The sequence below is a fragment of the Candidatus Nitrospira allomarina genome (assembly GCF_032050975.1).
Taxonomy (GTDB): Bacteria; Nitrospirota; Nitrospiria; order Nitrospirales; family UBA8639; genus Nitrospira_E; species Nitrospira_E allomarina.
Genome location: NZ_CP116967.1, coordinates 3,081,059 through 3,093,272, shown reverse-complemented (window position 1 = coordinate 3,093,272; position 12,214 = coordinate 3,081,059). Strand labels below are relative to the sequence as shown.

12 protein-coding genes are annotated in these 12,214 nt (G+C 47.0%); 5 read left to right on the top strand and 7 right to left on the bottom strand.

Going from position 1 to position 12,214, the window contains the following annotated elements:
* Positions 1-11 precede the first annotated feature (11 nt).
* Complete coding sequence (locus PP769_RS13725) at positions 12-1,100, bottom strand: hypothetical protein (protein ID WP_312641052.1); 1,089 nt, start codon at positions 1,098-1,100, stop codon at positions 12-14.
* A 162-nt stretch (positions 1,101-1,262) separates the two neighbouring features.
* On the opposite strand from PP769_RS13725, the gene PP769_RS13720 reads away from it, so the two are divergent.
* Together PP769_RS13720 and PP769_RS13715 are read left to right on the top strand one after the other, a co-directional pair.
* Positions 1,263-1,733, top strand: coding sequence for a tetratricopeptide repeat protein (locus PP769_RS13720; RefSeq protein WP_312641050.1), 471 nt, complete (start codon positions 1,263-1,265; stop codon positions 1,731-1,733).
* A gap of 197 nt (positions 1,734-1,930) precedes the next feature.
* Positions 1,931-2,215, top strand: a complete 285-nt coding sequence (locus PP769_RS13715) for a hypothetical protein (protein WP_312641048.1) — start codon at positions 1,931-1,933, stop codon at positions 2,213-2,215.
* 47 nt (positions 2,216-2,262) lie between these two features.
* On the opposite strand, the gene PP769_RS13710 is transcribed toward PP769_RS13715, so the two are convergent.
* Positions 2,263-3,162 carry a hypothetical protein gene (locus tag PP769_RS13710; protein WP_312641046.1) on the bottom strand — a complete coding sequence of 300 codons (900 nt, stop codon included), beginning with the start codon at positions 3,160-3,162 and terminating at the stop codon, positions 2,263-2,265.
* A gap of 152 nt (positions 3,163-3,314) precedes the next feature.
* On the opposite strand from PP769_RS13710, the gene PP769_RS19785 reads away from it, so the two are divergent.
* The 3 genes from PP769_RS19785 (at position 3,315) to PP769_RS13700 (ending at position 5,905) form a co-directional block, all read left to right on the top strand.
* Positions 3,315-3,641, top strand: coding sequence for a flagellar biosynthesis anti-sigma factor FlgM (locus tag PP769_RS19785; protein ID WP_376753384.1), 327 nt, complete (start codon positions 3,315-3,317; stop codon positions 3,639-3,641).
* A 231-nt stretch (positions 3,642-3,872) separates the two neighbouring features.
* Positions 3,873-4,532 (top strand): PilZ domain-containing protein, encoded by a 660-nt coding sequence (locus tag PP769_RS13705; RefSeq protein WP_312641044.1) that lies wholly within the window; start codon positions 3,873-3,875, stop codon positions 4,530-4,532.
* 296 nt (positions 4,533-4,828) lie between these two features.
* Positions 4,829-5,905 (top strand): 3-deoxy-7-phosphoheptulonate synthase, encoded by a 1,077-nt coding sequence (locus tag PP769_RS13700; RefSeq protein WP_312641042.1) that lies wholly within the window; start codon positions 4,829-4,831, stop codon positions 5,903-5,905.
* Between the two features lie 211 nt (positions 5,906-6,116).
* Here PP769_RS13700 and PP769_RS13695 read toward each other — a convergent pair whose 3' ends face one another.
* The 5 genes from PP769_RS13695 to PP769_RS13675 form a co-directional block, all read right to left on the bottom strand.
* Entirely contained in the window at positions 6,117-6,602 is a 486-nt protein-coding gene (locus tag PP769_RS13695; RefSeq protein ID WP_312641040.1) for a MerC domain-containing protein, read from the bottom strand.
* 1 nt (position 6,603) lies between these two features.
* Complete coding sequence (locus PP769_RS13690) at positions 6,604-6,978, bottom strand: Fur family transcriptional regulator (protein ID WP_312641038.1); 375 nt, start codon at positions 6,976-6,978, stop codon at positions 6,604-6,606.
* A 354-nt stretch (positions 6,979-7,332) separates the two neighbouring features.
* The gene (locus PP769_RS13685; protein ID WP_312641036.1) at positions 7,333-7,887 is read right to left on the bottom strand and encodes an OmpA family protein; all 555 of its coding nucleotides are present in this window, start codon (positions 7,885-7,887) and stop codon (positions 7,333-7,335) included.
* 270 nt (positions 7,888-8,157) lie between these two features.
* Positions 8,158-8,346 (bottom strand): Flp family type IVb pilin, encoded by a 189-nt coding sequence (locus PP769_RS13680; RefSeq protein ID WP_312641034.1) that lies wholly within the window; start codon positions 8,344-8,346, stop codon positions 8,158-8,160.
* Between the two features lie 677 nt (positions 8,347-9,023).
* Positions 9,024-12,005, bottom strand: a complete 2,982-nt coding sequence (locus PP769_RS13675; protein ID WP_312641032.1) for a PAS domain S-box protein — start codon at positions 12,003-12,005, stop codon at positions 9,024-9,026.
* Positions 12,006-12,214 lie beyond the last annotated feature (209 nt).

Genomic DNA, 12,214 nt, shown 5'->3' with positions numbered 1-12,214 from the left:
CCCATTTTCCTTCAGCACGACAAATATGTTTTTAACTGATGAACAACGTCACCCGTGCCCGGTGAAGGATGTGCCACAGACGGAACCGCTACTTTAAGCACAGCTCGAAGAGTCGGTTCCCAATTGCCCGATTCAAAGTCATCACGGGATAACTCCATTCCTCGCCCGTGTCGATGGATATATTCCACCAAACTCTGTTCGTCAATGAAATTATGTCGACGGACGTAGACCAGTGCCGTCTTATCCTGGACCGCAGCGGTCACGGTGCCATACCCCGGCTTGGTCATGATGATATCCGCCTGTTGACTGATTTCCCCAAATGGCATCGCAAGATCTTCGACACGATGCACCGAGGTATAAGAAGAAAAAGATGGGAGGTCGCTTACTAAAAAGTGGAACCCGGCCATGGCGGACATCTGCTTAAGCGGAAGACGGTTGAGCGGCACACCCCCAAAGGCAATGAGGACTATCAATTCATGCTCTTCCACCCCCAACGCTTTTCGCAGATCATATCCATTCGGTTCTCTTAAGGGTGCCGAAGGCCCTACATCAACCGTCGAACCAAAGGCCGGCATCTCGATACCCGGATGAAGGCGGATGAGAAAGTCTGCCAACCCATAGCTGTTACGAATGGTTTCGAGAATCGAACGATGTATACCGGAATCGGCCTGGGCAAATGGCTCTAACACCCGATCCCAGGATAGCGAGGCAATTCCCACCACCGGGCACTTCACTTGAGCTGCGGCAGCTATGGCAAGAGGCGAAATATTGGAGATGACCAGACGCGCCTTGGACAATCGGATGGCCTGAGCTTCCTCCTCAACCTTGGACTCCCACTGTGCGTGAAATTTGGTGTAGGCCTTCCATGTTTCCTCCACATCAATATGCAAGGGCCCTCGCTGGACACATCCCACATCTTGTTGGACATCCTGCAACTCCCATCTCACGCGGAGATGACGTTGAAAGAAATCAGCAGGGACCTGGGTGCGTAGAATCACATGCAGGTCTTCAATCGCCCCACCTAATTCATTCAAGATTGGCATTAATTGCGCGGCATGCCCAAAGCCATGGGCCGAAATCGAACACCACAGGACCGTCATCGTGTATTCTTCTCCATTAAAAAGCACAATGAATTGGTATTTGATAAATCATAAACCGGGGAGTTCACTTGCGAGAACAGGCTCAGAGTTCATAGAATCACTTCTGACTTTCTAATCGTAATCGGGGATTTTTTCAAGATGCCTTGGTCAGGGTGTAATTCTATGAATCGGAATATACGATCTATTTTTAAGATGATGTGGACCACCACGCTTTTGATTGGCCTACTCAGCGCATGTACCTCCCATTCAAAAACACCTTCGCCTTCTTCTCGGACCTCGCTTCCGGCAATAACCGGAGAAGCACCCACCCCTGCGTTAGAAAACCAGTTATTGGCCACGGTTAAACATGCTGAAGGGTTAGGACCGGGAAATCCCCTGCTTCTAAGTAGTCTATATAGTTTGGCCACCTATTACGAAGATCGGAAAGAATATGACAAATCCGCTGCGCAATATGAACGGGCCCTCAAATTAAAGGAAACCGCGAATGGCCCAAACCATCCGGACGTGGCAGCCATCCTTCAACGATATGCTCGAATGTTGCAAGCAGCGAATCGACCATCGGAAGCAGCTAATCTCCGCCTACGTTCTGAGGCCATCCTCTCTCGCCCCTCGACTCCCATTCCCAGTCAATAAATTTTAGTCGGCCAACAGCACGTCAGCTCAGCATTTTTGACCCTGTTCCTCGGGAAAATTTTACCCAGTGTCAGCCTCCTTTCCCCTATTTCTAGGTCGTTTTTGGACTTTCCTGTCACTTTTTACTCCGAATTTTTGGCACAGGAATTGGTTATAACCAGATGGGTTCTTCTATTACCTTGACCAAGGATTCAGTCATGAAAAAGTCAACACAGCCGGACCAACCAATCGGCAAGTCACGCAAGACCTCTCCCAAAAAGACCTTGACCCAAAAGGCCTCCTCCGACAAGTATCCTCGTTGTTGTCGATGTGGGTCGCGAACAGTACAATTAGAACAGTTGGAGCAGGAACTTCTTGTCACACTCAGCTTGCACTGTCTGATCTGTGGACATTACACCTTCCTTGGTCGGCCTGTGATTCGCTTATTACGCCGTCCAAATGTCACGATTCCAGATTCCATTACACGGCCCGCAGGGGAATAGGGAATCCATCCACACCAAATTCCTCTGTCTTTCAGCATGGATTTCTTCTACCAGGACTCCGTGCGCAGCGTCAGCGGAACCAACCCGCCTTGTTCAAGCCCCAGAGTGAGCTGCCGGCAGGCCGTGACGCTCCCACATATCCGTAAATGCGATTGAGCTAATTTCGGCACAATAGTTTGAAGCGGTGAAATGTCAACTTGCTCGTGTCCGGAGACGGAGTGTACCACTCGCTGGATTCGACCTTTCGGATATCCCCAGGAAATCGGCCAGGATCGAGTTAGAACTGGTTGATATCGAAAATGTTCGGGGAATTGGTGCTCAAGCGCAACCATTTCCTCATGGAGCATTAACTGCCCCTCATGGCGAACACTAACCACCAGCGTCAGGTGGGCTCCAACTCTCCCTCCGTTTCGACCAAAATTTTTGGCTTTTAAATATCGGGCATACGATAAGAATGGCGTAATGCCCGTGCCAAAGGCCACACAAACCATTCGCATTCCCTCCCATATCCCATCGTCTTCCAAGCGAAGATTCGTAGCCTTACATACCTTGGTATTTTCATACACCAACGCGCTCCCCTTCTCTTCGTCCATTTGCAGACGAACTTCTACAGTTTTTCCCTTCTCAAACCAGTCGGTGGCCATTTCCGATTGCCACCAACTGGAGGTATCAGACTGTTCGAGATGGGTATAATTGATGAACGTCTCCAACAAGCGTGGCTCGTTGAAGGAGGCATTTGACCGGGTATACATCCGTCTTCGATATTTGCCCGTCCGGTCTCCCCAGGGCTTTGCGAGAAAGGCTGTTCCTGGACGCATGGTATCTCGGAGGGCGTATAGTTTTCCCGCTATCTCAACTTCCTCAGGCAGTGCTAACTGGATCAACCGGATTTCTCCTGGATCAATGGTCTGCAATTGATGAATACGGGCGCCCACAACATATTCCATTATTATCTCAATCCTCCATGAGAACCGCTCAAAAGGTGAGGAGGGATTTTCTCGAAAGAATTAGACGGCCAAGAGGGACGACGATGCCATTTGATTCTTCTATTCATCTTTAACTAAGATTCCATCTCATCCTGAGTACCCTTAAACCACCAATGAATCAACTTTCCTCCATCCCACCAAAACCACCAGGAGATGTCCCATCGTGTCCTCCTAAGGAAATGGCCTTGTCATCTCCCGATGATTGCCAAGAGGCTTCTGCTTTAGCTTCAAACTCTGCCAAAGATGACAGAACATCCCCCTCCATTCCTAGCCGAAAAGATTCTTTTTACCTCGAACAAATGTCTCAGATTCCGGATGTTCGACAAGACAAAATCGCACATTTCCAACAGGCCATTGACTCACAGAACTATGTCATCTCTGCTGAAAATTTAGCGGATTCACTCATTCAAGAACTTCATCCCCACCCAGAAGAAACCTGACCGCCAACCACAAATTAGTTTCATTGCCGCTTAACGGCAGAGTCTTTCCCTTATTCCCCTTCCAAGCCGATGGAATGTCCGTCTACCTGGGCGATAAGCCTTCAAAAAACATTCTAGAGTTTTTAGCCTGTTCTTGTATATTAAGGTCGGTCCTTTTCCGTTCTCCCCTCCTCATCTTGTCGGTCGGAATTTGGCCTTGTAACATGGCCTCACACAACCGAAAAGGGAATCATGCTTTCGACATCTCCGCACCTATCCATCGGCTCAAACTCCATTTGGTTGACCTTTCCCTCTACACCTGAAAAATTGTTAATCCAAACCTATTTATTGGGACTGGGAGCGGATCACTCCCTCCTTTGTGCACTCCCAAAAGATCCGGCACTCAGCAGTCTCAGTTGCGGGATTCCCTGTAAAGGTCGTTCATGTATCGATGAGGACATTTATGAATTTGAAACGGTCATTCAAGAAATTCTCACACAGCCTCCGACAATTCGATTAGGTGCCCCACCAAACGTTTCACGTCAACACCCTCGCTCATTTCCTCGTTTGACGGTCAATATGACTGGAGCCGTTCGACCACTCAGTGACAAAGGAAAAATCCTTGCTGTGCTACCTGTTCAGCTCAGCAATCTCTCCCCGACGGGTTGCCAGTTTCGCGTCGCACCTTCCGCATGGCCACTCGTCTCTTCATCACATCTCCACATTAGTTGTCGTTTGCCAGGATTTAGCCACTTTTCCAAATTTTCCGGAACGATTGAGTGGGTTGATCCCACGGTGGATTTAGTCATTGGCACCAAATTTTCATTTACCTCTACTCAAGACCCCGCCAATCAAGATGTCATGCGGTGGTATAGTTCTCAACGTGCCAATTTGATTAACACCACAGCTTGACGGGCTTTGAAGTTTAAAAATTCCTTCCTCATTGTGCTCCCAGAATAAGTGTTCTTGTTTTCTTCCCATTTAATTGCCAGGGAATTATTTCACCTACCTCACATCCTTCCCTTTTTGCACGGTATTGCTCGCCACCCTTATCAACCCTATTCTTTAGTGGCGTATTACAGATTACCAATGACGGTTGCCTGGATATAGGGTTTCTTATTACAATGTTGTCAATTCCCGCATAATTTGGTTACGGTACTTAATTCTGCAATTCCAGATATTCTCTCATTTTACCCAGGACGTCTCGCATGGCCGAACCAATTAATAACCGAAACATTATCGATATTACCCCACTTCCGACCCCAAAACAGATGCAGAGTTCTCTCCCCCTGCCCGAAAAAACCGGACAGATGGTTCTCCAATCTCGGCAAGCCATTCGAGATATTCTTCATGGACGAGACTCACATCGCCTGTTAGTCATTATTGGCCCATGTTCGATACACGACCCGGAAGCGGCCATTCTCTATGCTGAACGCCTCAAACTGGTCGCTGATCGCATTCAGGAGCATGCCCTGATTGTCCTTCGAACCTATTTTGAAAAGCCCCGCACAACGGTGGGGTGGAAAGGACTTATCAACGACCCCCATTTGGATGGCTCCTGCGAAATTGGGGGAGGATTTGAACTGGCCCGTTCTATTCTACTGCGGATCAATAACCTAGGATTGCCATGCGCTACAGAATTTCTTGATCCTGTAACCCCCCAGTATATTTCCGACTTAATTAGTTGGGCGGCTATTGGCGCACGCACCACCGAAAGCCAAACCCATAGAGAAATGGCCAGTGGCCTATCCATGCCCGTTGGTCTTAAAAATGGTACGGATGGGGGACTCCAAGTCGCTCTCAATGCCATGATTGCAGCCCGACATCCTCAAAGTTTCATTGGGGTGAACGCCGACGGCCTTACCTCAGTAATCAAAACAAATGGCAATCCGGACCGACACCTTGTTCTTCGTGGAGGTGGTGGACGAGTCAATTATAATCCGGAAGATATCTCTGAGGCCGTGCGTTGCTTAACGAATGAAGGGATTCGTCGTCCGGTAATGGTTGACTGCTCTCATGGCAATTCAGAAAAAGACCATACCCGTCAGGTTCCCGTGGCTCAATCAGTTATTAAACAATTCACCAAGGGCCAACTCGCCATCATGGGCTTGTTAATTGAGAGTAATCTGAAGCCGGGCAATCAAAAATGGGAAGCAGGGAAACCCTTGGAGTGGGGAATATCAATCACAGATGCCTGCATCGGATGGGAAGAGACAGAACAACTTCTTGAGGATTTGGGGGAAGCCTTGGATAAGTCGGCTAAAAGTAAGATATTGACTTCATAACCAATTTAATGTTCCTCGACGAAAACAAGAATCTTCCTCTTAGTTACTTATGACACCTGACCCCATTTTAAAAACGGGCGTTTAAATCCAACCCTTACATTCCCCACAGGCCTTGGTTCGGAATTAAAAGGTAACACCGTGATTCCAAGGAATTAACAAAGAAAATTTCATTAGGCGAAGCCTGCGGTAAACAAGCTAAAGGTATTGAGGCTTAAGAATTGGAGGATAAATCAGGAAGGGGTTGAATTTTAGAACCGCTGGTTTCATGTGTGTGCTCGTGAGTATGGCAGCCTAAATGGTGGCATAACCGGCGATTCCAAAAGCCAGCCATTGCGATCATAGAGGCTCCGGTTACATCTAGAATAATCTCTAACCCACCGCCTGATTCGATCAGGAGATGAGCGGTCATTAACACCACAAGTCCGCAAGCAGTCAAAAGGGCAGGACGGCTATCGCGATGCCTAGGATAGGTCGCCAATAATCCAAAGCCTGCCAATAAGGCTATTACTCCCAAAAACATCCATTCAGTAGTATCGGCCCAAAAGGCTCCTATTATTCCATCAAGACCATCCCAGGAATGTGCGGCAATGACGGGAAGGGCAAGCAATGCCAAAGGCGTCACCGCACAGTGCACAGCACATACCAGAGAAGCGATAGAGCCGGCTTTTGAAAGCCTCGGTCCAAGAGTTTTAATCATCTTATTGGCATTGTGGACACAATCCCGTGAATTCCAATGTATGATCATCCACGATAAATTGGGTCCGTTGTTCAATCAATTTTGTGACTTTTTTTAACGGGCATAACAACAAATCCTCGATCTGACCACAGATCTGGCAACGAATATGATGGTGATGTTCCCGCCCCTCCTTCAGTTCATATCTGGCGAGACCTTCCTGGTGAAGGTCCAATTGGAGAACAAGACCTAAATCTTTCAGCACATGCAAGGTTCGGTACACGGTCACTAGATCAATTGCCACTTTTTCCTGGTGCAATTGTTCAAAAATTTCCGTGGCACTTATTGGCTGGCGAGTCCTTTGCAGTAATGCCAGAACCGCTTGGCGTGTACGGGTCATGCGTCGCCCTGTAGCTCGCAGATCTTTTTTGATGCTAGGTTCCAATTTCAACAAAAGATGTAAGTCTGGTCTTTAGATTCCTTATTGCAAGTTTATTGCAAATAACATATCGGTAAAAGATTGTCAATTACGAGGAGAAAACCGGGAAAGCAACTCAAGACATCCCCTCATCAAGAATGACTCGATGCCATACCCAACACATACGTATAAGATTTACAAATTGAGTTCTTAAGAACTGATTTGGATCCGGAAAATCCAGGAAGAAGGACTGGAGGACCTATTAAATGGGAATTTTACAAAAAGTCAAACTCACGCATTTCGACTAAGGGGAGGCATTTTCCAGTAGGAAAAGTTTTACTCCAGAAGCAAGTCAGCACGTCGGTTAAATTGATGGCATTGATGTTCGTCATCGACTTCACACAGAACCAAGGTATTCCCAAAGGAAACCACATCAAGACGTTTGCGTGAAATTCCTAAATTGGCCAGATATTCTTTGACGGCTTTTGCTCGTCTTACCCCCAGAACCATATTATAACTTTCTGTTCCACGTACATCCGTATGCCCCTCAATTATGAGCTCATAATTGGGAAAGCGGTTCATCCAACTAGCCGTGGCATCCAGACGATCTTGAACATCTGATGAAATCTCCCAACTATCGAATGGAAAATACACAGTGGGGAAAGGATCTACTTGGGACTTTTCCTGAGTTATTCCCGTCTTCGGGCCTTGAGGAATGCTCATGCGTTGGGCAAGTGACGAGGAGTCTTCAGTTTCCCTTGGCGAAAGAGAGGTCAAAGTGGCCGGGGGTGGCCCGGGCGTCAAAACATCCGCAGACTGATGGGTCATTGAAAGCGATTCACAGCCCCATGTCGCACACATCATAAGAATCCCAAGAAATCGTACAAACATATCTAAACTCCCTTCTTTTTCTCATTTTTTCGGCAAAGCACCACCGGGACTTAAGATTTAAAGGTGACAGTCCCATTTTTAGCGGACTATTTGATCCCATGTACAGATTTGAGGAGAAGAAGGTGCATAACCACCTCCAAACAATTCCAAAACCCGTTTCCCGAAATAATGGCGAATTAAATCAGATTTTTTTAAATCAAAGTGAAGAGAAACAGATGGGAGGTACAACCCTAGCGAGCAGGGTGCTAAGAAATGGTAGGAGCTTTCTACCTATGGGTGATGCAACAGGTCATCCTTAAATTGAGTCGATACAAAAACATGGTCTAGCGCCGAAAGCCCATCAAACAGATTGGAGCCTAGCGCCTGAAAAATTCCGATAACGATCATACCGATTAAACTCAGAAGTAAGGCATATTCCATCGCTGCCGCCCCATGCTCTTTGAAAAAAAATTCACCCATTTCGCAATCTCCTTCTGAAACTACGTTTCTCTATTGATGGAATTCCGCCACCCCACCTTATATGCAATATGCAATTGGTAAACCGGTCACACACGACGCCCCATTTTCATCAATTTCCCTTGCTTGTCTTGAATTTCTTCTCCCACCTAGTCCATACGAGGAAGACGTTAAATCAGCCCTCTTTTTCCTCTTTTGACAAATACTTCGACGCTTTGGGGGATAGCCCATGGAAGTCCACCACCATCTAAAGCGAAGTTTCTGATAATCAATAAAACAGCCTCAGAAACTGTCAACCAACACGACAAATTTGGAATGAATGCCCCAAAAGGCCTAATAGATAATGGACTTTAAAATTAGAGTCAAAGAGAGGAAAAAATAATGTTGAAGATGCCTCAGGGCAATCTGAAATACCAAGATAATCCCTATCCCGTGGCAGGAGATCAAAATTATCCTCCTCACGCAGCTTTTACCAGGGATTCTCCAGACTTGCGTTCCTAATCTTCCCGATTGTGATACCGGAAATATTTGAGTTGAGAGTCATAACATAGGATGAATCAATCTATTCAGATCCCTTAATGCTCCGTTATTACGGAAATAAAAAACCTCGAAAAAATCAGATAAACTGCCAAATAATATTGGCACGGGGAAAAATGAAAAAAAGGATTGGATCCCTTGGCTCAATGAGGGAGGGAAGGAGTCAACGCAACTTGAAGCGCTTGCTCCATATCGCCCATTAACACCGGCTTGGCTAAATAGGCTCGGAAACCCATCGACAAGGCTTTATCTTTATTCATGGTGTAACTAAACCCTGAACACAAAATAACGGGAAACCCAGGACGAATGCTCATTACTTGACGAGCCAGAAATTCTCCCGTCATGCCTGGCATGGTTTGATCCGTTACAAGTACATCAAATTGATCAGGATTCTCTTTAAATGCCTGCAGCGCTTCAGGACCGTTGGTAAATACGACAACCCGGTAGCCCATATTTTCCAACATATCCTTGGCCCATTTAGCAATAGATACCTCATCATCCACAAAAATCACTGTTCCCTTCTTACAATTGGAAGAAAACGTTGATTGAACCTGCTGAACTTCGACTGGGAGAGAGGAACAAGGGAAGTAAATGGTAAAGGTCGTGCCCTGTCCTTTCCGACTATCGACCCGAATCACTCCTCCATGACTCGTCACGACCCCATGAATAACGGCCAATCCCATCCCCGTGCCTTCTCCAACATCCTTGGTAGTAAAAAACGGATCAAAAATTCGTTTCGTAACACTCGGTGACATCCCTTGCCCGGAATCAGTAACATTTAGACGGATATAAAGCCCCGCATGCAACCCTTGAACAAGAGATGCTGTCGTTTCATCAACCGCTACTTCTTCTAATGTGACCATCAACCTTCCGCCCATCGGCCGCATGGCATATTCTGCATTAGCCCCCAAATTCATGACCACCTGATGGATTTGAGTCGCATCAGCCAGAACCGGCGCAGTGCTTGGTTGGAGTTCTGCATGTAGGGAAATTGTAGACGGAAGAGAAGCACGAAGGAGGTTCAACGCTTCCCGCACAATCGGCTGTAAATGCATCACTTTTTTCCCAGATTCATCTCGCCGGCTGAAAGTTAAGATTTGCCGAACAAGATTTTTGGCGCGATAACCTGCTCGTAAGACTTCTTGCAATCGGGGCAAAACCGGGCTTCCCACCCCAATTTGAGTCATGGCCAGTTCGGTATACCCTATTATGGCCGATAAGATATTATTAAAATCATGGGCAATCCCACCGGCCAAGGTCCCTATCGCCTCCATTTTTTGGGCTTGACGACGCTGCTCTTCACTTTTCAACAAGGCTTCTTCTGTCTGTCGTCGCTCGGTTAAATCGCGGAGAAACCCACTCACAATTGTTTTCCCTTGTGATTGAACAGCCGAAATCGCCAATTCCAGGGGAAACTCATGGCCATCACGATGCAACCCGGACAATTCAATCCGTTTATTTAATATTGCACTGACTTCTGACGTGATATAGTGTTGAATTCCCTGTGGATAGGCCTCCCGGTATTTCGGTGGGATTATAGTAGTTACCACTTGTTGCCCAATGATTTCTTCCCTGGACCATCCAAACATGCGTTCCGCCTGTGAGTTCCACCCAATAACATAGCCAAGCTCATCTAGGGTGACCACCGCATCAAGGGCCGTGTCCAAAATGAGCCGTGTTCGTTCTTCACTTTCCCGTAGAGCCATCTCTGCCTCTTTTCGTTGCATAAACTGCCCAATCTGGCTTCCAACAGACACCATTTGGTGCAACAAGGGCTCATCAGGCTCCTGGATTTCCCGGCTAAAAAACTCCATTACTCCAAGAATTGTCTCGCCTAGCCTGATAGGAAAGGCAAATGCCGCATGTAATCCTGCCTGAGCGGCCATTGGTGCACGAGGAAAATTAGGGTCCTTGACCGCATCAGGAATCCATATCGGGGTACCTGTCTCCCAGATCCTTCCAGGCAGGCCAACTCCCTTCGAAAAGGACATACTTTGCGTCACAGTAACAAATTCAGAAAACCGTTCATGGGAGGTTCGCCACACTTCCACACAAAACAGGATTTTGGTCCCAGGCTTCACTTGCCAGAGTACCCCCACTTGCCATCCTAAACTTTTACAGACCGCCTGAAGAATTTCAGGAGTGGCTTGTTGAATGGTCGTGCAATCGGCCAACACCCTGGCGATGGCATATTGGGCGGCTAACCGGCGTTCAGCTAGTTTTTGTTCTGTCTCATCCCGTAATAACGCTGTGAACAGGCGCTGGCCCGCTAGCGGCGACTCGCTCAAGGTCAACGACAGAGGAAAAACTGTTCCATCTTTTTTTTGGGCCTTGAATTCCTTCCGCAAACCACCAATACGCTCTACGGTCAATTGCCCATAGGACACAACAAATAGGTCCCACACGTCCTGTTCCGGAGGAACAACCAGACTTCTAAAGGGCCTGCCTATTACCTCTGAGGCTTGCCAAAAAAACATGGCTTCCGCCGTTTCATTAAATGTTTCGATCTTTCCATATTCATTGAAAGTCACAATTCCCTCTCCCTCACTCACTACGACTCCTCGGATTTTTTCTCGATCTTTAGGCCATTGCTGCCTACTAGCATTTTTACCTTGAACCAGGATAAATCCGACCACCATCATGAACCCTACTTCCAGTATTCCAATGGCTCCTCCACCAAGAAAATAGAGAAATTGGATTTCCTGAATATTAATTTTCGCTATCACTCCCAGAGGAAGACCTTTAAGGGGTTGATAGGCTAGTAAGACCCTGTTCCCTCGACTATCAGGCAAAATTTGCGGCCTGCTATCGACGGATAAATCCAGTTGAAATTGGGAAGACCTCTGCCCTCCATTTTCATGCCGGCGAACTAGAAGCACCTCCCCTGTTTGCCCAAAGTGATGTTGATCCCTCAGAGAATCAAATTCCTGTTGAATGCGATTTGCGAAGAATTCTTGAGGCATTGCCCCTTCGTCCCACCCGGGAGTCAATTGAGTCATGCCTTCCAAGTAATGAACGTATATGCTGGTCAAATGAGTCAGTCGATTTTTTTCATCTTCGACGGCTTCAGAATAAAGCCCAATAAGCACAAAAACGCTAAGGGACAGGATCAACACTGTCACCATCAGAACGATTTTTAGGATTCTTTGCTGAGCAGGAACCATCAATCACCGAGAAAGGAACAGAAAAGAAAGGCAGGACAGGCAGCAGGGCTACAGGAACCATGCGTAAAAGCACGAGGAAAAACGCCAAAGAGAATCAATGATTCCCTCCCTCAATCGAATGGAAGTCACCAACCATCCACAAAGTGAAGAGAATATCCTATGCTTTTGCG

Excerpts from the sequence above, each read along its gene's own strand:
- PP769_RS13675 (WP_312641032.1), bottom strand. The coding sequence starts at position 12,005 with ATGGTGACAGTGTTGATCCTGTCCCTTAGCGTTTTTGTGCTTATTGGG.
- PP769_RS13725 (WP_312641052.1), bottom strand. The coding sequence starts at position 1,100 with ATGACGGTCCTGTGGTGTTCGATTTCGGCCCATGGCTTTGGGCATGCC.
- PP769_RS19785 (WP_376753384.1), top strand. The coding sequence starts at position 3,315 with ATGAATCAACTTTCCTCCATCCCACCAAAACCACCAGGAGATGTCCCA.
- PP769_RS13680 (WP_312641034.1), bottom strand. The coding sequence starts at position 8,346 with ATGGGTGAATTTTTTTTCAAAGAGCATGGGGCGGCAGCGATGGAATAT.
- PP769_RS13695 (WP_312641040.1), bottom strand. The coding sequence starts at position 6,602 with ATGATTAAAACTCTTGGACCGAGGCTTTCAAAAGCCGGCTCTATCGCT.
- PP769_RS13715 (WP_312641048.1), top strand. The coding sequence starts at position 1,931 with ATGAAAAAGTCAACACAGCCGGACCAACCAATCGGCAAGTCACGCAAG.
- PP769_RS13690 (WP_312641038.1), bottom strand. The coding sequence starts at position 6,978 with ATGACCCGTACACGCCAAGCGGTTCTGGCATTACTGCAAAGGACTCGC.
- PP769_RS13720 (WP_312641050.1), top strand. The coding sequence starts at position 1,263 with ATGAATCGGAATATACGATCTATTTTTAAGATGATGTGGACCACCACG.
- PP769_RS13700 (WP_312641042.1), top strand. The coding sequence starts at position 4,829 with ATGGCCGAACCAATTAATAACCGAAACATTATCGATATTACCCCACTT.
- PP769_RS13705 (WP_312641044.1), top strand. The coding sequence starts at position 3,873 with ATGCTTTCGACATCTCCGCACCTATCCATCGGCTCAAACTCCATTTGG.
- PP769_RS13685 (WP_312641036.1), bottom strand. The coding sequence starts at position 7,887 with ATGTTTGTACGATTTCTTGGGATTCTTATGATGTGTGCGACATGGGGC.
- PP769_RS13710 (WP_312641046.1), bottom strand. The coding sequence starts at position 3,162 with ATGGAATATGTTGTGGGCGCCCGTATTCATCAATTGCAGACCATTGAT.